The sequence below is a fragment of the Citrobacter gillenii genome, assembly GCF_013337685.1.
GTDB lineage: Bacteria > Pseudomonadota > Gammaproteobacteria > Enterobacterales > Enterobacteriaceae > Citrobacter > Citrobacter gillenii.
In genome coordinates, this window is record NZ_SUQN01000004.1 from 183584 (window position 1) to 207231 (window position 23648).

Sequence of the window (23648 nt, forward strand, 5' to 3'; positions counted from 1 at the left end):
GACTAATATAATCAGTTGTATTAAGTAGATCTAGATCACACAACTTCAAATATTCTGCAATATTATGAAACTTATTATTGAACTCATACCACAAGGTCATTTAAAAATAGTTCGCCATTGACGAACCCCTTCGTTTAGCAATGGTTTAGGAATCACACCAAGAAGAAAATTATAAGGATTATTTAGAATGAAACTTAAATTAGTTGCAGTGGCAGTGACTTCCCTGTTGGCAGCAGGTGCGGTAAACGCAGCTGAGGTATATAACAAAGACGGCAACAAACTGGATCTGTACGGTAAAGTTCACGCTCAGCATTACTTCTCTGACGACAACGGCAGCGATGGCGACAAAACTTACGCACGTATGGGCTTCAAAGGCGAAACCCAGATCAACGACCAGTTGGTTGGTTATGGCCAGTGGGAATACGAATTTAAAGGCAACCGTTCTGAAAGTCAGGGTTCCGAAGCAGACAAAACCCGTCTGGCATTCGCTGGCCTGAAATTCGCTGAATACGGTTCTTTCGACTACGGCCGTAACTACGGCGTAGCTTACGACATCGGCGCATGGACCGACGTTCTGCCTGAGTTCGGTGGTGATACCTGGACCCAGACTGACGTGTTCATGACCCAGCGTGCTACCGGCGTTGCAACCTACCGTAACACCGACTTCTTCGGTCTGGTTGAAGGTCTGAACTTTGCCGCGCAGTACCAGGGTAAAAATGACCGTAGCGACGTTCAAGAAGCGAATGGCGACGGTTTCGGTCTGTCTACCACTTATGAGTACGAAGGCTTCGGTGTAGGTGCAACCTATGCGAAATCTGACCGTACCGACGAGCAGAACAACCGTAACAACATCTTCAAAGCTAATGGTGAAAACGCTGAAGTATGGGCTGCTGGCCTGAAATATGATGCGAACAACATCTACCTGGCAACCACATACTCTGAAACCCGCAACATGACCACTTATGGTTCCAACGTTGCCGGTATCGCTGAGAAAGCGCAGAACTTTGAAGCTGTGGCTCAGTACCAGTTCGACTTCGGTCTGCGTCCGTCCATCGCTTACCTGAAATCCAAAGGTAAAGACATTGCCGTCTTCGGCGACCAGGATCTGGTTGAATACGTAGACCTGGGTGCGACCTACTACTTCAACAAAAACATGTCCACCTTCGTTGATTACAAAATCAACCTGCTGGATGACAACAACTTCACACGTATTGCTGGTGTAAGCACCGACAACGTTGTGGCTGTTGGCCTGAACTACCAGTTCTAATTTTGTTGTAAGTGAAATACAAAGCCAGTCCTCTACGGGCTGGCTTTTTCTCTTGAAGTAGACTCGGTCATAAGGAGTATGACGTGCAGACGTTCACAGGTCGTTGTCTTTGCGGACAAAGTCATTTTACCGTTAACGTCGACATGCTTGATGTCTATGCCTGCCACTGCACGCTGTGCCAGAAGTGGTCTGGCGGCATCGCCATGTATCTGGAAGCCAGCGGTCATCCGCTGATGTCGCCAGAATCTGCGGAACCTTCGCACTTTCCTTCTTCAAATCGTGGTGAACGTTTCTTCTGTTCCGGTTGCGGGTGCCCGCTGTGGTTTACGCTGACCGACAGCGAACGCTACTTTATTCCGTGGACATTGCTGGAACTGAACGAAGTAGACCGCCGCCGCCTGATTTTAGCGGCAGAGATCTACACCGAAACACAGCCTGCGTTCTGGAGACTGACGGGGCAATACGCTCGACTGAGTGGAAAAGAAGTCGAAGAGATGGATTACCCCTGCCATTTAGCCCACTAGTTATTGCTGTTTCACTTTTGCCAGACTGAACCACATTCCTACCGCCAGGACGATCAGCATGCTGCCCGCGCTGCTCAATGCCACGCTATGCGACCAGGTAAAGGCGTCTCTGGCGGCCGTCAACAGCGCCTCACTGAGTGAGGGCGGAAGCGAGTGCGCCAGCTGTACCGCTTCCCCCATCGATGATGAGGCGCGCTCAAGCTCCTGCGGGTTAAGTCCTGCAGGCGGCAGAATTGACGCGGAAAAACTGCGGCTTAGCAGTAAACCAAAAATCGCGATCCCCAGACCCGCACCCAACTCGTAGGCCATGGTTTCGATAGCCCCGGCAGCGGCCGCTTTTTCTGCGGGTGCCGCCGCCATAATGGCCGCCGTGGAGGCTAACAGCGCGCTGGCGGCACTGAAGCCCAACAGGGCCATTAATATCCAGGCCTGGATCTGCTGGGTGCTAAAATCGGTCATCGCCAGCCCATAGAAGCTGACGGCACTCAGCGCCATGCCCGCGGTAGCCACGCAACGTAGTCCCAGGCGCGATACCAGCATCCCGGCAATCGGCCCGCTGAATCCACTGGCCAGCATCACTGGCAGCATAAAGAGACCCGCCTGATACGGTGTTAATCCGTGCACAAACTGCAGTTCCTGGGCCATTAATAGTTCAAAGCCTACCAGGGTTATCATCGCAGTCATTGCCATGACAACGCCGCTTAAGATAATGCGATGGGTAAACAGTCGCATATCGATCATCGGGCGCGATGCGGCAAGCTGGATGCGCACGAACTGCCCCAGCAGTAAAGCGCCCACCAACAGCGTCAGCACAATCACGCCCGTCGCGATGTGTCCCTTCAGCGCCGTTTTCGCGCTATACACCAGCAGCAGAATGGCGACAATCAGCATAATCGCATGACCGAAATTTAATGACTGATCGCGACGACCGGTTTGGCGCGGAACGTAACGCGCGGTCAATGCCATCACCACTAACACAATCGGCACATTGATTAAGAATACAGAACCCCAATAGAAGTGCTCCAGCAGCATACCGCCAACCAGCGGACCAAATGCTGCCCCGCCGGAACCGACCGCCGCCCAGACGCCAAGCGCCATATTACGGTGGCGCTGTTCAGCAAAGGTCGCACGAATACCGGCCAGCGTCGCCGGGACGATCATTGCCGCACCAATTGCCAGCACGGCGCGCGTGGCGATAAGCCATCCGGCGGTATGGGCAAAGGCTGCAGCCAGCGAGGCCAGACCAAACAGGCCTCCGCCCAACAGCAGCAGGCGTTTAAAGCCAATGCGATCGCCCAGTGCCCCCATCGGCAGCACCATCCCTGCCATCACCAGGGAATAAATATCAATGATCCACAGCAGCTCGTTACCACTGGCACCCAGCGTCATACTCAGCGTGGGCGCGGCAACGTGCAGCACCGTTGCATCAATCGCAACAGGGATGTAGACTAGCACAATAATCACTAACGTTAACCACTGACGAAACATAAAACTCCCTACAAAACTTAAACTGGACACATGTCCAGCTTTAACGATCCTACGGAAAATTGAACATATGTCCAACTTTTTGTTAGACTGCCTTCAACGTAGGTAGAGGGGGATGTATGAGTTATTTGAATCGGGATGAACGTCGGGAAGTGATCCTGCAGGCGGCAATGCGCGTCGCGCTGGAAGAAGGGTTTAGCGCCATGACGGTACGACGCATTGCAACCGAGGCGAAAGTGGCGACCGGCCAACTGCATCACCATTTCACGTCAGCCGGTGAGCTTAAGTCTCAGGCGTTTGTTCGTCTGATTCGTACCCTGCTTGATGCGGAACAGGTCAGCGAAGGTGCGACCTTCCGCGAGCAACTCCACGCTATGCTTGGCAGTGATGACGGCGGGTTTGAGCCGTACATTAAACTCTGGCGAGAAGCGCAGATTCTGGCTGACAAAGACCCCGAAATCAAAAGCGCTTACCTACTGACCATGCGCATGTGGCATGAAGAAACAACGGCGATCATTCTTCGCGGCCAGCAAGAAGGTGAGTTTTTGGCCGAACCGGATGCCGCCGACGTCGCCTGGCGCTTGATCGGTCTCGTGTGTGGCCTCGACGGTATGTATGCGCTGGGGATGTCAGAAATGGCGGATCCGGCCTTTACACGGCATCTGGATCGAATGATTCGTCTGGAGCTGTTTAGTTAATGTTATTGATACATTAATAATATATCTTTTATATTTACAATTAGTAACACATAAGCAACGCTTAATTCTCCACTCACTCCGCACTATTGCGCTTTTTTATCTATCCTTTCATTCAATATTCTTAACGCTTTTCAATAATTTCTAATCAGGGCCAGTACGGCTCTGTATGCGTTTATTTCTTGAACGACGTGCGCATGTGAGGATAATATGTCACCATCAAATGAGAAAAATAATCGTTATCTTTTAACCGACTGGAAACCAGAAAATGCCGCCTTTTGGGAAAATAAAGGTAAGCATATTGCCCGAAGAAACCTCTGGATATCAGTCAGTTGTCTCCTTCTTGCGTTCTGTGTCTGGATGCTATTTAGCGCCGTAGCAGTAAACTTAAATAAAATTGGTTTTAATTTCAGCACCGATCAACTTTTTTTATTAACCGCATTACCGTCCCTTTCTGGTGCAATATTACGCGTCCCCTACTCCTTTATGGTGCCTATATTTGGCGGCCGCCGCTGGACGGTTTTTAGCACTGCGATTCTTGTTATCCCGTGCCTGTGGCTCGGATTTGCGGTGCAAAATACAGCTACTCCGTTTGGCGTATTTATCGTTATTGCGCTGATGTGTGGTTTTGCTGGCGCCAACTTTGCCTCTAGCATGGGCAATATCAGTTTCTTCTTCCCGAAAGCGAAGCAAGGCAGCGCACTCGGCGTTAACGGCGGTCTCGGCAATCTGGGCGTCAGCGTGATGCAATTGATCGCTCCACTGGTGATTTTTCTGCCTATTTTTACCTTCCTCGGCGTCCAGGGCGTGCCGCAACCTGATGGTTCGTTACTGTCATTGACCAACGCCGCCTGGATTTGGGTGCCGTTGCTGCTGCTCTCCACTCTGGCAGCGGGCATCGGCATGAACGATATCGCCAGTTCCAAAGCCTCTATCGCCTCACAGCTGCCGGTACTGAAGCGTTTTCATCTGTGGCTGTTAAGCCTGTTGTATCTCGCCACCTTCGGTTCATTTATCGGTTTTTCCGCCGGGTTTGCCATGCTGGCCAAAACCCAGTTTCCTGACGTGAATATTCTGCAGCTGGCGTTCTTTGGGCCGTTTATCGGCGCACTGGCGCGCTCTGCGGGCGGCGTTATCTCGGACAAGTTTGGCGGTGTGCGGGTGACGTTAATCAACTTTATGTTTATGGCACTGTTTAGCGGCCTGCTGTTCCTCACCTTGCCGGGTTCGGGTTCTGGAAACTTCACCGCCTTCTACCTGGTGTTTATGGGACTGTTCCTGACCGCCGGTCTGGGCAGCGGCTCAACTTTCCAGATGATTGCGGTGATCTTTCGCAAAATAACCATTTACCGCGTGAAATTGCACGGTGGTACGGAAGAACAGGCCCAGCGCGAAGCAGTAACCGACACCGCAGCGGCCCTTGGTTTTATCTCGGCCATTGGCGCAGTGGGTGGTTTCTTTATTCCGAAAGCCTTCGGTACCTCGCTGGCGCTGACTGGATCACCAGTGGGCGCCATGAAAATATTTTTAGTGTTTTACATCGTCTGCGTGCTGGTGACCTGGCTGGTCTATGGCCGCAAATCACAAAAAAAATAACAACTATTTGGCCTGCAGATCGTAGGCAGCGTCCATTAGGAGCAGGAGAAATGTCATGAGTAAACTGTTGGATCGCTTTCGTTACTTTAAACAAAAGGGCGATACGTTTGCCGACGGGCACGGGCAAGTCATGCACACCAATAGGGATTGGGAAGACAGCTATCGTCAACGCTGGCAGTTCGATAAAATTGTCCGCTCGACCCACGGCGTCAACTGTACCGGCTCATGCAGCTGGAAAATCTACGTTAAAAACGGCCTGGTCACCTGGGAAACCCAGCAAACTGACTATCCACGCACCCGCCCGGACCTGCCCAACCATGAACCTCGCGGATGCCCGCGCGGTGCCAGCTATTCCTGGTATCTTTACAGCGCCAACCGCCTGAAATACCCGCTGGTGCGTAAACGCCTGGTCGAACTGTGGCGCGACGCCCTTTCCCGCCAGCCCGACCCGGTGCTGGCGTGGGAATCCATTATGCACGATCCGCAAAAGTGCCAGAGCTACAAACAGGTACGCGGACGTGGCGGATTTATCCGTTCCAACTGGAAAGAGTTAAATCAACTGATCGCCGCCGCTAACGTCTGGACGGTGAAAACCTACGGCCCGGATCGCGTAGCCGGATTCTCCCCCATCCCTGCCATGTCGATGGTCTCCTACGCAGCGGGGACACGCTATCTGTCGCTGCTCGGCGGCACCTGCCTGAGCTTCTATGACTGGTACTGTGACTTGCCTCCGGCCTCGCCTATGACCTGGGGCGAGCAGACTGACGTGCCGGAATCCGCTGACTGGTATAACTCCAGCTATATCATTGCCTGGGGCTCAAACGTTCCGCAGACCCGTACGCCAGATGCTCACTTCTTTACCGAAGTCCGCTATAAAGGCACCAAGACCATCGCTATTACGCCGGACTACTCGGAAGTTGCCAAGCTGTGCGATCAGTGGCTGGCACCGAAGCAAGGCACTGACAGCGCGCTGGCGATGGCCATGGGTCACGTTATCCTCAAAGAATTCCACCTTGATAAGCCCAGCGACTACTTCATCAACTATTGCCGTCGTTATACCGATATGCCGATGTTGGTGCTGCTGGATGCCCGGGAAGACGGTAGCTTTGTACCCGGACGGATGATGCGCGCCTCGGACCTCGTCGACGGACTGGGTGAAAGTAATAACCCTGAATGGAAAACCGTGGCCTTCAACAGCGCCGGTGAACTGGTGGTACCGAATGGTTCTATTGGTTTTCGCTGGGGCGAAAAAGGCAAATGGAACCTCGAGTCGCTGGCTGCCGGCACGGAAACAGAACTGTCCCTGTCATTACTCGGCCAGCATGATGAGGTGGCGGGTGTGGCGTTCCCCTATTTTGGTGGTAACGAAAATCCGCATTTTCGCAGCGTGAAGCAGGAGCCGGTGCTGGTGCGTAAACTACCGGTTAAGCACCTTACCCTCGCTGATGGCCGCCGTTGTCCGGTGGTCAGCGTGTACGATTTAGTCCTGGCGAACTACGGGCTCGATCGCGGACTCGATGATGACCTCGCGGCCCGTGATTACAGTGAGATTAAAGCCTACACCCCGGCCTGGGGCGAACAAATCACCGGCGTGCCTCGCCGTCATATCGAACAAATTGCCCGTGAATTTGCCGATACCGCGCACAAAACCCATGGTCGTTCGATGATCATCCTCGGGGCAGGCGTCAACCACTGGTACCACATGGACATGAACTACCGTGGGATGATTAACATCCTGGTGTTCTGTGGCTGTGTCGGTCAAAGCGGCGGCGGCTGGGCGCACTATGTCGGACAGGAAAAACTGCGCCCGCAGACCGGCTGGTTACCGTTGGCCTTTGCGCTGGACTGGAACCGCCCTCCGCGTCAGATGAACAGCACCTCGTTTTTCTACAACCATTCCAGCCAGTGGCGCTATGAAAAAGTCACCGCCCAGGAGTTGCTCTCTCCGCTGGCCGACGCGTCGAAATTTACCGGACATCTGATCGATTTCAACGTCCGTGCCGAGCGTATGGGCTGGCTGCCTTCTGCCCCACAGCTCAACCTGAACCCATTAACCGTTAAAGCCCGAGCGGAACAGGCGGGATTGTCTCCAGCGGAATACACCGCGCAGGCGCTGAAGTCCGGTGATATCCGCATGGCCTGTGAGCAACCGGACAACGGCAGTAACCACCCGCGTAACCTGTTTGTCTGGCGTTCGAACCTGCTTGGCTCCTCCGGCAAAGGGCATGAATACATGCTCAAATATTTGCTGGGTACCGAAAGTGGTATTCAGGGTGAAGCGCTGGGCGAAAGCGAGGGTATTAAACCTGAAGAGGTGGAATGGCAAACGGCGGCCATCGAAGGCAAGCTTGACCTGCTGGTCACGCTTGATTTCCGTATGTCCAGCACCTGCCTGTTCTCCGATATCGTGTTGCCGACCGCCACCTGGTATGAAAAAGACGACATGAATACCTCGGATATGCATCCGTTTATTCACCCCCTGTCAGCGGCGGTTGATCCGGCCTGGGAATCCAAAAGCGACTGGGAGATTTACAAGGGCATTGCCAAAGTGTTCTCCGAGGTCTGCGTGGGGCATCTGGGTCAGGAAACCGATGTGGTGCTGCAACCGCTCCAGCATGACTCTCCGGCAGAGCTGTCGCAGCCGTTTGATATTCAGGACTGGCGCAAGGGTGAATGTGACCTCATTGCCGGTAAAACGGCGCCCAATATTACGGTTGTCGAACGCGACTACCCTGCCACTTACGAACGCTTTACCTCGCTCGGTCCGCTAATGGATAAACTGGGTAACGGCGGGAAAGGCATTTCGTGGAACACCCAGGCTGAAGTCGATTTCCTCGGTAAGCTGAACTACACCAAGCGAGAAGGCCCGGCGAAAGGCCGACCGCTGATCGACACCGCGTTGGACGCGTCTGAAGTGATCCTCGCGCTGGCACCGGAAACCAACGGTCAGGTGGCGGTGAAAGCCTGGCAAGCCCTGGGGGCGATGACCGGGCGTGATCACACGCATCTGGCTCTGAACAAAGAAGACGAGAAGATTCGTTTTCGCGATATTCAGGCACAGCCGCGCAAAATCATCTCCAGCCCAACCTGGTCGGGTCTTGAAAGCGAGCATGTCTCCTACAACGCCGGCTATACCAACGTACACGAACTGATCCCATGGCGCACCCTGTCCGGTCGCCAGCAGTTGTATCAGGATCACGCGTGGATGCGTGCCTTTGGCGAAAGCCTGGTGGCTTATCGACCGCCAATCGATACCCGTAGCGTGACGGAAATGCGTGAGGTTCCACCGAACGGCTTCCCGGAAAAAGCGCTGAATTTCCTGACGCCGCACCAGAAATGGGGCATCCACTCCACGTACAGCGAAAACCTGCTGATGCTGACGCTGTCGCGCGGCGGGCCGATTGTCTGGATCAGTGAAACCGACGCCAAAGAGCTGGGGATCGAGGATAACGACTGGATCGAAGCCTTCAATGCCAACGGCGCGTTGACCGCCCGTGCGGTGGTCAGCCAGCGTGTGCCGCCGGGAATGACCATGATGTACCACGCGCAGGAGCGAATCATGAATATCCCCGGTTCTGAAGTTACCGGCATGCGCGGTGGTATTCACAACTCAGTGACCCGCGTGTGTCCGAAACCGACGCACATGATCGGCGGTTATGCGCAGCTGTCCTACAGCTTTAACTACTATGGCACCGTCGGCTCTAACCGCGATGAGTTCATCATGATTAGAAAAATGAAAAATATTGACTGGCTGGATGATGAAGGTCGCGATCAGGTACAGGAGGCGAAAAAATGAAAATACGCTCACAGGTAGGCATGGTTCTTAATCTGGATAAGTGCATCGGCTGCCACACCTGCTCCGTCACCTGTAAAAACGTCTGGACCGGACGTGAAGGTATGGAATACGCATGGTTTAACAACGTCGAAACCAAACCGGGGATTGGTTACCCCAAAAACTGGGAAGATCAGGAAGAGTGGCAAGGCGGCTGGATCCGCGACGTTAACGGTAAAATCAGACCGCGCCTGGGCGGCAAGATGGGCGTGATCACCAAAATTTTTGCCAACCCGGTGATCCCGCAAATTGATGATTACTACGAGCCGTTCACCTACGATTACCAGCATCTGCATAGCGCACCGGAAGGCAAACATCAGCCCACCGCCCGTCCGCGTTCGCTGATTGATGGCAAACGGATGGACAAGATTATCTGGGGGCCAAACTGGGAAGAACTGCTCGGCGGCGAGTTTTCTAAGCGCGCACGCGACCGTAACTTCGAGAAGATGCAAAAGGAGATGTACGGCCAGTTCGAAAACACCTTCATGATGTATCTGCCGCGCCTGTGTGAACACTGCCTGAACCCGAGCTGTGTGGCGACCTGCCCGAGCGGTGCCATCTACAAGCGTGAAGAAGACGGCATTGTGTTGATCGACCAGGATAAATGCCGCGGCTGGCGTTTGTGTATCAGCGGTTGCCCGTATAAGAAAATCTACTTTAACTGGAAGAGCGGCAAGTCGGAAAAATGTATTTTCTGCTATCCGCGCATTGAATCCGGCCAGCCGACGGTGTGTTCAGAAACCTGCGTCGGACGCATTCGCTATCTCGGCGTCCTGCTGTACGACGCCGACCGCATTGAAGAAGCGGCCAGCACCGAGCATGAAACCGATCTCTACGAGCGCCAGTGCGACGTGTTCCTCAACCCGAACGATCCAGCGGTCATTGAAGAAGCGCTGAAACAGGGTATTCCGCAAAACGTGATTGACGCTGCCCAGCGCTCGCCGGTCTACAAAATGGCAATGGACTGGAAGCTGGCTCTGCCGCTGCATCCGGAGTATCGCACCCTGCCAATGGTCTGGTATGTGCCGCCGTTGTCACCGATTCAGTCGATCGCCGACGCCGGTGGCCTGCCGCACAATGGCAATATCCTGCCCGCGGTAGAATCGCTGCGTATTCCAGTGCAATACCTCGCCAACATGCTCAGCGCGGGCGATACCGGCCCGGTGCTGCGCGCGCTGAAACGTATGATGGCGATGCGCCACTACATGCGCTCGCAAACCGTTGAAGGTGTCACCGATACCCGCGCTATCGACGAAGTCGGGTTGAGCGTGGAGCAGGTCGAAGAGATGTATCGCTATCTGGCGATTGCCAACTACGAAGACCGCTTCGTGATCCCGACCAGCCACCGCGAAATGGCCCGTGATGCCTTCCCGGAGAAAAACGGCTGCGGCTTTACCTTCGGCGATGGTTGCCACGGTTCAGATACCAAATTCAACCTGTTCAACAGCAGCCGCATTGATGCTATCGACATCACCGAAGTGCGCGATAAAGCGGAGGGTGAATAATGCAGATCCTCAAGGTTATCGGGCTGTTGATGGAGTATCCGGATGAATTGCTGTGGGAATGTAAGGACGATGCGCTGGCGCTGGTCGCCAGTGATGCACCGATGCTGAGCGAGTTCACCCGAGAACTGTTAAATGCCCCGCTGCTGGATAAGCAAGCCGAATGGTGCGAGGTGTTTGACCGGGGGCGCGCCACCTCGCTGCTGCTGTTTGAACATGTTCATGCGGAATCACGCGATCGCGGTCAGGCGATGGTTGACCTGCTGGCACAGTACGATAAGGTCGGGTTACAGCTCGCCTGCCGTGAGCTGCCTGATCACCTGCCGCTGTATCTGGAGTATTTGAGCGTGCTGCCGGAGGCAGAGGCTAAAGAGGGATTGCAAAATGTCGCGCCGATCCTGGCGCTGCTTGGCGGGCGCTTAAAGCAGCGTGATACCCCATGGTATCAGCTGTTTGACGCCCTTCTCATGCTGGCGGGCAGTCCGCTTTCAAGTGACAGTGTCACGAAACAGGTCGGCGCAGAAACCCGTGACGATACCCGCCAGGCGCTCGACGCTGTATGGGAAGAGGAACAGGTGAAGTTCATTGAGGATAACGCCACCGCCTGTGACAGTTCACCGTTGCAAAGCTACCAACGGCGCTTTAGCCAGGACGTGGCGCCACAGTATGTTGACGTCAGCTCGGGAGGCCCGAAATGATACAGTACCTGAACGTCTTTTTTTACGACATCTACCCGTATCTGTGCGGGACAGTGTTTATCCTCGGCAGCTGGCTACGCTACGACTACGGCCAGTACACCTGGCGCGCCTCCTCCAGCCAGATGCTGGACAAACGCGGCATGGTGTTGTGGTCAAACCTGTTCCACATCGGCATTTTGGGGATTTTCTTCGGCCATCTGTTTGGCATGTTAACCCCGCACTGGATGTACGCCTGGTTCCTGCCTATCGCAGTGAAGCAGCAAATGGCGATGATTGCGGGCGGGATTTGCGGCGTGCTGACGCTGGTAGGCGGCGCGGGTTTGCTGGTTCGTCGTCTGACGAATTCGCGAATTCGCGCGACATCCTCTACCGCTGATATTCTGATCCTGTGTGTTCTGCTGGTTCAGTGTATCCTCGGTCTGACCACCATTCCGTTCTCAGCACAACATCCGGACGGCAGTGAAATGCTGAAACTGGTGGGCTGGGCGCAGTCGGTGGTGACCTTCCAGGGCGGTGCGTCTGCGCATCTGGATGGCGTGGCGCTAATTTTCCGCGTCCATCTGGTTCTGGGGATGACCATCTTCCTGCTGTTCCCGTTCACCCGTCTGGTCCACGTGTGGAGCGCGCCGGTCGAATATTTCACCCGTCGTAACCAGATCGTCCGTTCTCGCCGATAAATTCGCGTTGTATTGCCAAATCCGGCCTACAGGGAGATTCCGTAGGCCGGATAAGACGCAGGGCGTCGCCATCCAGCATTTTGCACGTTATGATGCTTCTCCACTCCAGGGAGAACGCCAATGAAACCACAGGTTTACCACGTCGATGCCTTTACTCCACACCCGTTTCGCGGCAATTCCGCAGGCGTTGTGCTGCATGCTGACGGACTGAGTGAGGCGCAGATGCAGCTGATTGCGCGTGAACTGCGTCATTCTGAAACCGCTTTTCTGCTCACCAGCGACGACAGTGACGTGCGTATTCGCTATTTCACGCCAACCGTCGAAGTACCTATCTGTGGGCACGCCACCGTCGCCGCACACTATGTTCGCGCCAGCGTGCTTGGACTGGGCAATACGACCGTCTGGCAAACGTCGTTGGCCGGGCGTCACCGCGTTGATATTCATGCTGAAGATAACGGCTATCGCATCAGTCTGGAACAGGGTACGCCGACTTTTGAGCCGCCGCTGGAGGGACCCACGCGTGCAGCCATCATCGCCGCCCTGCATCTGACCGAAGACGATATACTGCCGGGACTGCCGCTCCAGATTGCCTCGACCGGGCATTCGAAAGTGATGATCCCGTTGAAACCAGAGGTCGACCTCGACGCCCTGTCCCCGGACCTGTCGGCATTAATCGCGATCAGCCAGCACATTGGCTGCAACGGCTTCTTCCCGTTTCAGATTCGACCATGGGAAAATGCCACTGATGGTCGGATGTTTTCACCGGCGATTGGCATTGTGGAGGATCCGGTCACCGGCAATGCCAATGGTCCAATGGGCGCATGGCTGGTGCACCACAACCTAATGGCTCATGACGGAAAAATCTTGCATGTTCAGGGGCATCAAGGCCGTGCGCTGGGACGCGACGGCATTGTCGAGGTGACGGTGGCAATCCAGGACAATCAGCCGCAAAAAGTGACGATTACCGGTGCGGCGGTGATCCTGTTTCATGCCGAATGGGCGATAGATTTTAATTGAGTCGGTAGGCCGGATAAGACGCATCGCGTCGCTATCCGGCAAATCATCACCCTATTTACCCGCCTCCGGATGCGTATCAAACGCCGCCATCACCGTTGCCAGTTCCGCCTCGGTAAAGCCGTGTTTGGCATCATCAACTCCCAGACCAAAGCGGTCCTGTAACAGGGCATACAGGCTCGCGACGTCAGGTAAGTTAATCTGCTCTACCGCATGGCCCGCTTCATAGTGCGTAAAATGGAAGTTGGTCAGGGTCAGCTTACCGCCGTCTGGCAGATGACGACACATCAGCAAGTGATGGCGAAAATGCGACTGTGGCCAATGCGCGGACCAGAAGTTACCTATCAGATGATCGCTCTGATGCTGAGTGACCAGATCGAAGTGGTACATCGATTGCCAGTGCTCATGATGACGGAACTGCAGGATCCAGTCCTCGTCTTCCCGAATCAGCCGATATTCACCGTGCGGTGTCTGCTGTTCAATGTCGGCCTGCAGACGAATCGGCGCGGTTAGCGTTTGTCCGCCAAAACCAACATCGGCAATCCACGCTTCACCTTGCAATTCGACCAGTAACAGTCGATGCGTGCGCGGCGGCAAGCTGGGCGGATTTGCCAGCACCACCCGCCCAAGTAAACTGCGCACGGTAAAGCCAATCTCCCGCAGCGCACGCTCAAATACCCCATTCTGCTCAAAGCAATAGCCGCCGCGACGCGCGCCCACCAGTTTCTCTTCCAGCGACTGCTCGTCGAGCTGCATTTCTCGCGGCAGCAGCACATCGAGATTTTCAAACGGAATCGCACCGTTGTGCAGTAAATGCAGCGCCTGCAAAGTGTCAATGTTGACGTTAGCCGTACCTGACCAGCCAATACGGGAAAAATAAGCGGTTAAAAAAGGCGTCATACCGGATCCCTGTGCGTTGAATGTTGTACTTATAACGCATTTTTCATTTTCCGCCGTCGATTTTGTGCGCTCCCGCCGTATGCCGGGCGACAAAATCGCTAATCCCGTTAATATCTATATTAATTGTGTGCACTATCCACTCAACTGAGGATCCACCATGAGTCATTTCCGTCCGGTTGAATTACACCATGCCAGCCGACTGTTAAATCACGGTCCAACGGTCTTGATAACCAGTCGTGATGAAAATACGCAGCGGCGAAATGTGATGGCGGCGGCGTGGTCCATGCCCGTTGAGTTTGACCCGCCGCGTATTGCCATTGTGGTGGATAAGACCGCCTGGTCGCGTGAACTCATTGAACGTAGCGGCATGTTTGGCATTGTCATTCCCGGCGTGGCGGCAACTAACTGGACCTACGCGGTGGGCAGCGTTTCTGGTCGCGTGGAAGATAAATTTAACTGCTACGGCATTCCGGTAGTCAAAGGTCCGGTGCTGGGCTTACCGCTGATAGAGGCTAAATGCCTGGCGTGGATGGAGTGTCGCCTGCTGCCTGCAACAACTGCGCAAGAGAAATATGACACCCTGTTCGGTCAGGTTGTTTCCGCTGCAGCGGACGATCGCGTCTTTGTCGACGGACGCTGGCAGTTCGATGATGACAAACTCAACACCCTGCATCATCTCGGTGCGGGCACCTTTATCACCAGCGGAAAACGCATTACTGCAGGTGAGTGATCGGAACGGATGACAGCCCCCCTGTCATCCACGTTTTTTTATTCTACTTTTTCTTAAAACTTCCAAAAAAAACAATTGGATAAAACAGCCACCGTGACCTTGCCGATTCATTCATGTGAATTATAGTTAAGTTTGCTCTAATTCAAATATTTAACCAAAACGCTATCCGTAGACACCGCACGTCCTGAAGTCTCTGAGAGGATTTACGATGCAACTTAATAGAATCGCACAAAGTTTACTCCTGGCTGGGTTATTAACATCGTTTGCCGTCCCTGTTATGGCTGCTGAAGCGCCAAAAGACGCCACTGCCGCCACGCAACAGGCCAACAATGCGCTATACAATCAACTGCCCTTCTCTGATAACACCGACTTTACTGACGCCCATAAAGGCTTTATCGCCCCGATTCCTCAGGAGGTGATTAAAGGTGAGCAAGGTAACGTGGTCTGGAACCCGCAACAGTACGCCTTTATTAAAGAAGGTGATAAATCACCGGATTCGGTTAACCCAAGCCTGTGGCGACAGGCTCAGCTAATCAACATCAGCGGACTGTTTGAAGTAACGGATGGCGTCTACCAGATCCGTAACCTCGATTTGTCGAACATGACGATTATCGAAGGTAAAGAAGGCATCACCGTGGTTGATCCGCTGGTCTCTGCTGAAACAGCTAAAGTAGGGATGGATCTTTACTTTAAAAACCGGGGTAACAAACCGGTTGTAGCGGTAATTTACACCCACAGCCACGTTGACCATTATGGCGGCGTACGCGGCGTTGTTGATGAAGCCGACGTGAAAGCGGGCAAGGTGAAGATTTATGCGCCAGCTGGCTTTATGGAAGCCGCGGTGGCGGAAAATATCATGGCCGGTAACGTCATGAGCCGTCGCGCCAGCTATATGTACGGCAACCTGCTAAAACCGGACGCCAAAGGCCAGGTCGGCGCGGGACTCGGCACCACCACCTCTGCGGGCACGGTTACTCTGATTGCACCCACCAATATCATTGAGAAAGATGGGCAAAAAGAAGTTATCGACGGTCTGACCTATGATTTCATGTTGGCACCAGGCTCTGAAGCCCCGTCGGAAATGCTGTGGTACATCGAAGAGAAAAAGCTGATTGAATCTGCCGAAGATGTCACCCATACCCTGCACAACACCTACTCGCTGCGCGGCGCTAAAATTCGCGAACCGCTGCCGTGGTCCAAATACATCAACGAAGCAATTGTGCGCTGGGGGGACAAAGCTGAAATCCTGATGGCACAGCACCACTGGCCAACCTGGGGTAACGACAAGGTCATGACACTGCTGAAAAGCCAGCGTGACTTGTACCGTTACATCAACGATCAGACGTTACGTATGGCCAACGAAGGTCTGACCCGCGACGAGATCGCCGCGAACTTTAAACTGCCGGACTCGCTGGCACATACCTGGGCCAACCGGGGCTACTATGGCTCTGTTAGCCACGATGTGAAAGCCACCTACGTGCTGTATCTCGGCTGGTTTGACGGCAACCCGGCAACGCTTGATGAATTGCCACCGGAAGAAGCCGCGAAGAAATTCGTCGACTATATGGGCGGTGCCGATGCTATTTTGCAAAAAGCGAAAGCCGACTATGACCAGGGTAACTACCGCTGGGTGGCGCAGGTCGTGAGCAAAGTGGTGTTTGCCGATCCGAACAACCAGGCCGCGCGTAATCTGGAAGCCGATGCGCTGGAACAATTAGGCTACCAGGCTGAATCCGGACCGTGGCGTAACTTCTACCTCACCGGCGCACAAGAGTTGCGTAACGGCGTGATCAAAGGGCCAACCCCGAATACCGCCAGCCCGGATACCGTCCGCGCGATGACGCCAGAAATGTTCTTTGACTATCTGGCCGTGCATATTAACGGGCAGAAAGCGGGCGACGCGAAATCGGTATTCAACATCGACCTCGGTAGCGACGGCGGTAAATACAAGCTGGAGCTGGAAAACGGCGTGCTAAACCACACCGCCAATTCTGAAGCCAAAGACGCAGACGCAACTATCACGCTCAACCGTGACACGTTGAACAAAATCATCCTTAAGGAAGTGACGCTGAAACAGGCTGAACAGAGTGGCGATGTGAAGGTGACCGGCGACGGCGCTAAACTTGATTCTATGCTGGGCTACATGGATAAATTCGAGTTCTGGTTCAATATCGTTACCCCTTAAACATAACGTACAACGGGCGGATTATCCGCCCGTTTTCTCTCACATACTGTAACCCGGTTTTTTAATCAGCGTATCCATGTGCGGTGCGATTTCCCTATCCCACACCTGCTGCCAGGCTTTGGGGTCAACCTCATTGAGCGCGACGCTCACCGAGCTGTCTTTACTTTGCAGATGGCGAACGATCACCTCGGTAATCTCCGCCGCCAGCGCGGATTTTTGTTCGTCATTCAAATCGCGGGGAAAACATTTAATATCAACGTGCGGCATAGCAGGTTCCTTATTATTGTCTTTACGCGGACTCGCGTACGATAAGATGAAATCCGACATCGATAATATCGTCTTCACGAGGAATGTGCTCAATTCTGTCGGCGAGCAGCGAGGCGGCACGCTGTCCAATGGCGCGGCGGTCTACGCTGACGGTGGTAATTGCCGGGCGATTGCTAGCGGCAAAATCAAGATCGCCAAAGCCCACCACAGCTAAATCGTGTGGTACCGCCAAACCACGGCTTTCCGCCTCCATAATTGCCCCCTGCGCGAGGGTATCCGAGCTACAGACAATCACATCAAATTCGCTGTCGGCAAAAAGCTGCGTCAAGCCACTGCGTCCCAACGCCAGCGAAGCCGGAAGCGGCACATCCACCTGCGGCACCGTGGTAATGCCATGGCGACTCAACACATCACAGAGTCCGTGTTTACGCTGACCGGCGCGGCGATCGGCGGTCCATAACAGGCCCGGGCGACGATAACCTTTTGCAAGGAGATAGTCAGCCACCGCCTGCCCAACTTTTTCGTGCGAGAACCCCACCAGCATATCGATGGGGGTTGGCGTCAAATCCCAGATTTCCACCACCGGAATGGCGGCGTTGAGGATCACTTTTTTCAGCTCAACGGTGTGGTGGATACCCGTGAGCACCACGCCGTCCGGTCGACGAGAAAGCAGCGTCGCTACCAGCTCGGCTTCGGTTTGCTGCGTATACCCAGCCACGCACAGCAAGATGTGATACCCACGATCAGCCAGTTCGTCGCTCAGCGACTGAATGGTATCGACAAACATATTGTTGTTAATTTGTGGGACCACTACCGCAATCAGTTTGCTGCGACGTGAGGCCAACCCCCCCGCCAGTGCGTTGGGAATATATCCGGTGGCGCGAACGGCCTGCATCACCTTTTCTACTGTTTTCGGGCGCACCATTTGCGGGGTATTCAGCGCCCTGCTTACGGTCATTGGCGATAATCCCGCGGTGCGGGCAACATCTTCCAGCGTTGGTGCGCGGGGAGGTCTGGAATTTTTCACGGTTGATGCCTTTGTAAAAATCGCCGATGGATTTGTGCATTATTCATCATGATTTCAGCCATTGCCAGCATCCCTGGTGCATAACGCTGAGAAAACAGCAGCTTAGTGAAATAACACCTTGTAAAATGTTAGCGCCATCATAATGATTTGTGCATTTTCACACAATGCATTGGAATGTGATGCTGTTTATAAAAACAGCCCCTGTTATCTCCGCATTTGTGATCGATTGTTCAAATCAGAAGCAATTTACTGGCGTAATGATTGCGCCATCATTAGAAATGTTAGCGCAATCATTTTGTAACCACCAGGAGAGAACAAGATGTCACTAAGTGCGAATTCCGATGCCGTAACTTATGCCAAAACGGCCAACGCAAAAACAGCGGCTGAAACAGGCGACCGTATTGAGTGGGTAAAACTGTCTCTGGCCTTTCTGCCGCTGGCAACGCCAGTCAGCGATGCTAAAGTGCTCACCGGTCGCCAGAAACCGTTAACTGAAGTCGCCATTATCATCGCTGAGATCCGTAGCCGTGACGGATTTGAAGGGGTGGGATTTAGCTACTCGAAGCGCGCAGGCGGTCAGGGTATTTATGCGCATGCCAAAGAGATCGCCGATAATCTGCTTGGCGAAGATCCGAACGATATAGACAAGATCTACACCAAATTGCTGTGGGCCGGCGCTTCCGTTGGCCGCAGTGGGATGGCGGTCCAGGCCATCTCCCCTCTCGACATCGCCCTGTGGGATATGAAGGCCAAGCGCGCGGGCCTGCCGCTGGCAAAACTGCTGGGCGCACATCGCGACTCCGTTCAGTGCTATAACACCTCCGGAGGATTCCTGCATACGCCGCTGGATCAGGTGCTGAAAAACGTGGTTATCTCCCGCGAAAACGGCATTGGCGGCATCAAACTGAAAGTCGGTCAGCCAAACTGCGCCGAAGATATTCGTCGCTTAACCGCGGTGCGTGAAGCGCTGGGCGATGACTTCCCGCTGATGGTTGACGCCAATCAGCAGTGGGATCGGGAAACCGCCATTCGCATGGGACGCAAAATGGAACAGTTCAATCTGATCTGGATTGAAGAGCCGCTGGATGCCTATGACATTGAAGGCCACGCTCAACTGGCTGCTGCGCTTGATACACCGATTGCCACTGGCGAAATGCTGACCAGTTTCCGCGAGCACGAGCAGTTGATCCTCGGCAACGCCAGTGATTTTGTGCAGCCCGACGCCCCACGCGTGGGCGGTATTTCTCCATTCCTTAAAATTATGGACCTGGCGGCAAAACACGGGCGCAAGCTGGCTCCACACTTTGCCATGGAAGTGCACCTGCATCTGTCCGCCGCTTACCCACTTGAACCGTGGCTGGAGCATTTTGAATGGCTGAACCCGTTATTCAATGAACAACTGGAACTGCGCGATGGTCGGATGTGGGTTTCAGATCGCCATGGTCTGGGATTCAGTATTAGCGAACAGGCACGCCGCTGGACGCAGTTAAGCTGTGAATTTGGCAAGCGCCCTTAACGTATCTGGCGGGGAATAATACCCGCCCTCTTTCCCTACAGAAACGCTCTCAAACCTAATAACAGGAGTGGGTGATGAACACAATAATAAAGCGCACTAAAGTGCGTTACAGTATTTTGATATTTCTGTTTCTGGCCACCGTATTTAATTATGCCGATCGTGCAACGTTATCCGTTGTCGCACCGATTATGAGTAAAGAGTTGGGTTTTGACCCTGAAGCAATGGGGCTGGCCTTTTCTGCATTTGGTATTTCATACGTCATTATGCAATTGCCAGGCGGCTGGTTACTGGACCGTTACGGCTCTCGCCTGGTGTACGGCTGCGCGCTGATCGGCTGGTCGCTGGTGACCATGTTTCAGGGCACCATTTATCTGTATGCCAGTCCGCTGATCGTATTGATTATCTTACGTCTGATGATGGGCGCTATCGAAGCCCCCGCCTTCCCCGCCAACAGTCGCCTGAGTGTACAGTGGTTTCCTAATAACGAGCGCGGGTTTGTCACCTCAGTTTATCAGGCAGCGCAATATATCTCGCTAGGCATTATTACGCCGCTGATGACCATCATATTGCATAATTTGAGCTGGCATTTTGTCTTTTATTATATCGGGGCAATTGGCGTTATTCTGGGTATATTCTGGCTGGTTAAGATCAGAGATCCGATGCATCACCCGAAAGTGAACCAGCAGGAACTTGATTACATTCGTAATAGCGGTGGCGAACCATCGTTGGGAAATAAGAAAGAACCACAAAAAATCACCTTTGCGCAGATTAAAAGCGTTTGCGTCAATAGGATGATGATCGGGGTTTATATCGGGCAGTTCTGTGTCACATCCATTACCTGGTTCTTCCTGACCTGGTTTCCGACTTATCTGTACCAGGCTAAGGGAATGTCGATTCTCAAGGTCGGGTTTGTCGCCAGTATTCCTGCGATTGCCGGTTTTATCGGTGGATTGTTAGGTGGCGTATTCTCTGACTGGTTATTGAAACGCGGCTACAGCCTGACGGTTGCCCGTAAGCTGCCGGTCATCTGCGGGATGCTGCTTTCCTGCGTGATTGTTATCGCCAACTACACCTCTTCAGAATTTGTGGTGATTGCCGCCATGAGCCTGGCATTTTTCGCCAAAGGTTTTGGCAATCTGGGCTGGTGCGTACTCAGCGATACCTCACCAAAAGAAGTGTTGGGCATTGCCGGAGGTGTGTTCAATATGTGCGGCAACATGGCCAGTATCATCACCCCACTGGTTATCGGCGTCATCCTTGCCAATACCCAGTCGTTTGATTACGCCATTTTATACGTCGGCTCGATGGGGCTGATTGGGCTGTGTTCGTATCTGTTTGTCGTCGGACCGTTGGATCGGATTACCCTGACGCCGTCCGTCGCGTGATTTAACCGTATGGCGATATTTCGCCCGCTGTTCCGGGACTTGCACTCCTGCGGAACAGCGTTTTTTTACGGCTAGGATTTGCTCAGCGCTCGCTGCATCGAGGTTAGCCATTTTCCCGCGGCACATAGCGCGCCCCGGTTCACAGCACCTTCGACAAAAACTGCTGCGTGCGCGTATGACGCGGATGATTCAGTACCTGCTCGCTGCTGCCCTGCTCGACGATTTTACCATCAACCATAAACACTACCTGATCCGCCACCTCCCGGGCAAAACCAATCTCGTGCGTCACCACCACTAACGTGGTACCGGACTTTGCCAGGGCTTTAATGACATCCAGCACTTCGCCCACCAGTTCAGGATCAAGCGCGGATGTCGGTTCATCAAACAGCATCACACGCGGGTTCAACGCCAGCGCACGAGCGATGGCGATACGCTGTTGCTGCCCGCCAGATAAGTGTCGTGACCAGGCATCGGCTTTATGCCGCAAACCTACCGCATCCAGCAGGGTTAATGCCCGCTCGGTAGCGGATTTCCGTGACGCGAGTCCGTGAGCCACTGGCGCTTCAATCAGGTTCTCCAGTACCGTTAAGTGTGGGAAGAGATTAAAGTTCTGAAACACATAACCCACGTTAATGCGCTGGCGCAGAATGTCTGCCTCTTTCAGTTCATACAGTTTGTCTCCCTGACGGCGATAACCTATATAGTCGCCGTCGATCTGAATGAAGCCTTCATCGACGCGCTCCAGATGGTTGATGGCCCGCAGTAACGTGGATTTTCCCGAACCCGATGGCCCGAGAATAACCGTTACCGTACCAGGCGGGATCTCCAGCGACACGTCATCCAGCGCTTTATGGCGGCCGAAGGACTTGCTGACGCCAGTAATGGAAATATGGCCTTCAGGCGAGTGGGACATGGACGACCTCCTGAGGCGTAAGTTGACGGCGACCTTTAACTGCGCGGCTGACGCGGGTGGTATTGATGGCTGAGCGCCGTTCGCTGCGGGCCAGCGCGCGTTCAACCAGGTGTTGAATCAGCGACAGAACGCTGGTGATCGCCAGATACCACACCGCCCCAACCATCAGCAACGGGATCACCTCCTGGGTACGGTTGTAGATCATCTGGATGGTGTAAAACAGCTCCGGCATCGCCAGCACGTAAACCATCGCCGTGCCTTTCGCCAGGCTAATAATTTCATTGAAGCCGGCAGGCAAAATGGTGCGCAGCGCCTGCGGCAGGATAATGCGCAGCGTGCGTCGCCAGGCAGGTAAACCCAGCGCTGCCGCAGCCTCATACTGGCCGTGATCGACACCGAGAAATCCGCCACGAATAATCTCGGCGGTATAGGCGCTTTGCACCAGCGTCAAACCCACTACCGCGGTAGAAAACTGACCCAGTACATTGATGGTCGCGAAGCTGCCCCACTGAACGTGGGTGAAAGGAATGCCAATCGTCAGCGTGTCGTACAGATACGAGAAATTGTATAAGATTATCAGCACCACGATCAGCGGCAGCGAGCGAAACAGCCAGATGTATCCCCAGGCCAGGCTATTCAGCAGCCACGATGATGAGAGACGTGCCAGTGCCAGCAATCCACCGAACACCACACTCAACAGTGTGCCGATAAGGGTCAGCAGCAACGTTTGCCCCAGACCGGACAAAATCACCGGGTCGAAGAACCAGCGGGCAAACACGCCCCACTCCCAACGCGGATTAAACGCCACCGACTGGATAATCACCGCCAGCACAAACAGCGCGACTATCGCACCTGCCGTGCGCATCGGATAGCGTGCCGGGACGACTTTGATGGTTTCCGTCGTTTTCATTTTTTCTCCTCAGGCAATTTTTGCCTGACCTGCGATGGTCAACAGTTTGGTAAAGCGCAGCCGACCGTCAAACGGCGGCAGGCTGTACTCTTCCGGGTTACGTGCAATATCAAATTGTGGATCGTACCCCTGACGCAAATAGAGCTGAACGGCCTCCGGTTGGCGAAACCCTGTCGTCAGGTAGATACGGCTGTAGCCCGCCAGTAGCGCCCGTCGTTCCAGTTCCTGTACCACGTGCGCCGCCAGCCCCTGCTTACGCAGGGTGCTTTGGGTCCAGATGCGTTTAATCTCAGCCGTGTCTTTGTCGTAAGGTTTGTAGGCCCCGGTGGCGATAATCTCGCCGTCGCGCTCCAGCACCACAAAGATCCCCTGCGGCGCCAGATACCATTCAGTCAATTCAACTTCAACATCACGGGAAAAATAATCGCCATAGAGCGCGGCATATTCGGCAAACAGACCGTTCAGAATCGGCTGCAGTTCTGCCGCCTCCGGCGAGACCACGCGGAATTGATCGCTCACGTTACC

The 23648-nt window shown here is 54.0% G+C and carries 20 protein-coding genes; 13 read left to right on the plus strand and 7 right to left on the minus strand.

Annotation, left to right across the window (positions count from 1 at the left end):
- Positions 1-187: 187 nt before the first annotated feature.
- Both ompD and FCH32_RS10680 read left to right on the plus strand, forming a co-directional pair.
- Positions 188-1267, plus strand: a complete 1080-nt coding sequence (gene ompD / locus FCH32_RS10675; protein WP_115258483.1) for a porin OmpD — start codon at positions 188-190, stop codon at positions 1265-1267.
- Positions 1268-1410: 143 nt separating this feature from the next.
- Positions 1411-1791: a GFA family protein gene (locus FCH32_RS10680; RefSeq protein ID WP_096759399.1), complete on the plus strand. Its 381-nt coding sequence runs from the start codon at positions 1411-1413 to the stop codon at positions 1789-1791.
- Here FCH32_RS10680 and FCH32_RS10685 read toward each other — a convergent pair whose 3' ends face one another.
- Positions 1792-3279: an MFS transporter gene (locus FCH32_RS10685; protein ID WP_096757025.1), complete on the minus strand. Its 1488-nt coding sequence runs from the start codon at positions 3277-3279 to the stop codon at positions 1792-1794.
- Between the two features lie 116 nt (positions 3280-3395).
- Between FCH32_RS10685 and FCH32_RS10690 the strand changes: the two genes are divergently transcribed.
- The 7 genes from FCH32_RS10690 (at position 3396) to FCH32_RS10720 (ending at position 13293) form a co-directional block, all read left to right on the plus strand.
- Positions 3396-3974, plus strand: coding sequence for a TetR family transcriptional regulator (locus FCH32_RS10690; protein WP_115258482.1), 579 nt, complete (start codon positions 3396-3398; stop codon positions 3972-3974).
- Between the two features lie 207 nt (positions 3975-4181).
- On the plus strand, positions 4182-5567 hold the full coding sequence (locus tag FCH32_RS10695) for a NarK family nitrate/nitrite MFS transporter (protein ID WP_174360870.1): 1386 nt from the start codon (positions 4182-4184) through the stop codon (positions 5565-5567).
- A 55-nt stretch (positions 5568-5622) separates the two neighbouring features.
- Positions 5623-9363, plus strand: a complete 3741-nt coding sequence (locus FCH32_RS10700; RefSeq protein ID WP_135912029.1) for a nitrate reductase subunit alpha — start codon at positions 5623-5625, stop codon at positions 9361-9363.
- Entirely contained in the window at positions 9360-10904 is a 1545-nt protein-coding gene (narH, locus tag FCH32_RS10705; protein WP_096757018.1) for a nitrate reductase subunit beta, read from the plus strand. Before FCH32_RS10700 ends, narH begins: the two co-directional genes overlap by 4 nt.
- Positions 10904-11599 carry a nitrate reductase molybdenum cofactor assembly chaperone gene (gene narW, locus FCH32_RS10710; protein ID WP_174360871.1) on the plus strand — a complete coding sequence of 232 codons (696 nt, stop codon included), beginning with the start codon at positions 10904-10906 and terminating at the stop codon, positions 11597-11599. The genes narH and narW overlap by 1 nt, the downstream gene beginning before the upstream one ends.
- Entirely contained in the window at positions 11596-12276 is a 681-nt protein-coding gene (narI, locus tag FCH32_RS10715) for a respiratory nitrate reductase subunit gamma (protein ID WP_096757016.1), read from the plus strand. The genes narW and narI overlap by 4 nt, the downstream gene beginning before the upstream one ends.
- A gap of 120 nt (positions 12277-12396) precedes the next feature.
- Entirely contained in the window at positions 12397-13293 is an 897-nt protein-coding gene (locus FCH32_RS10720) for a PhzF family isomerase (RefSeq protein ID WP_174360872.1), read from the plus strand.
- 51 nt (positions 13294-13344) lie between these two features.
- Here the strand turns inward: FCH32_RS10720 and nhoA are convergent, their stop codons facing one another.
- Positions 13345-14190 (minus strand): N-hydroxyarylamine O-acetyltransferase, encoded by an 846-nt coding sequence (gene nhoA, locus FCH32_RS10725; protein WP_137363321.1) that lies wholly within the window; start codon positions 14188-14190, stop codon positions 13345-13347.
- 157 nt (positions 14191-14347) lie between these two features.
- Here nhoA and FCH32_RS10730 point away from each other — a divergent pair, with 157 nt between their 5' ends.
- Positions 14348-14920 (plus strand): flavin reductase family protein, encoded by a 573-nt coding sequence (locus FCH32_RS10730; RefSeq protein WP_174360873.1) that lies wholly within the window; start codon positions 14348-14350, stop codon positions 14918-14920.
- A gap of 208 nt (positions 14921-15128) precedes the next feature.
- Positions 15129-17105, plus strand: a complete 1977-nt coding sequence (locus FCH32_RS10735; protein ID WP_137363323.1) for an alkyl/aryl-sulfatase — start codon at positions 15129-15131, stop codon at positions 17103-17105.
- Between the two features lie 39 nt (positions 17106-17144).
- On the opposite strand, the gene pptA is transcribed toward FCH32_RS10735, so the two are convergent.
- Together pptA and FCH32_RS10745 are read right to left on the minus strand one after the other, a co-directional pair.
- Positions 17145-17372: a tautomerase PptA gene (gene pptA / locus FCH32_RS10740; RefSeq protein WP_096757011.1), complete on the minus strand. Its 228-nt coding sequence runs from the start codon at positions 17370-17372 to the stop codon at positions 17145-17147.
- A 22-nt stretch (positions 17373-17394) separates the two neighbouring features.
- Positions 17395-18330: a LacI family DNA-binding transcriptional regulator gene (locus FCH32_RS10745; RefSeq protein WP_244958408.1), complete on the minus strand. Its 936-nt coding sequence runs from the start codon at positions 18328-18330 to the stop codon at positions 17395-17397.
- A 388-nt stretch (positions 18331-18718) separates the two neighbouring features.
- Here FCH32_RS10745 and FCH32_RS10750 point away from each other — a divergent pair, with 388 nt between their 5' ends.
- Positions 18719-19915, plus strand: coding sequence for an L-talarate/galactarate dehydratase (locus FCH32_RS10750; protein ID WP_135912026.1), 1197 nt, complete (start codon positions 18719-18721; stop codon positions 19913-19915).
- 74 nt (positions 19916-19989) lie between these two features.
- A complete protein-coding gene (locus FCH32_RS10755; protein ID WP_174360875.1) occupies positions 19990-21300 on the plus strand; it encodes an MFS transporter in 1311 nt (436 codons plus the stop codon).
- Between the two features lie 139 nt (positions 21301-21439).
- Here the strand turns inward: FCH32_RS10755 and FCH32_RS10760 are convergent, their stop codons facing one another.
- From FCH32_RS10760 to FCH32_RS10770, 3 genes are read right to left on the minus strand one after another with little or no spacing between them, the layout of a single operon-like run.
- Entirely contained in the window at positions 21440-22213 is a 774-nt protein-coding gene (locus FCH32_RS10760; RefSeq protein ID WP_146716843.1) for an amino acid ABC transporter ATP-binding protein, read from the minus strand.
- A complete protein-coding gene (locus FCH32_RS10765; protein WP_117342809.1) occupies positions 22197-23123 on the minus strand; it encodes an amino acid ABC transporter permease in 927 nt (308 codons plus the stop codon). The genes FCH32_RS10760 and FCH32_RS10765 overlap by 17 nt, the downstream gene beginning before the upstream one ends.
- A 9-nt stretch (positions 23124-23132) precedes the next feature.
- A complete protein-coding gene (locus FCH32_RS10770) occupies positions 23133-23642 on the minus strand; it encodes a GNAT family N-acetyltransferase (protein ID WP_174360876.1) in 510 nt (169 codons plus the stop codon).
- Between the last annotated feature and the right edge of the window lie 6 nt (positions 23643-23648).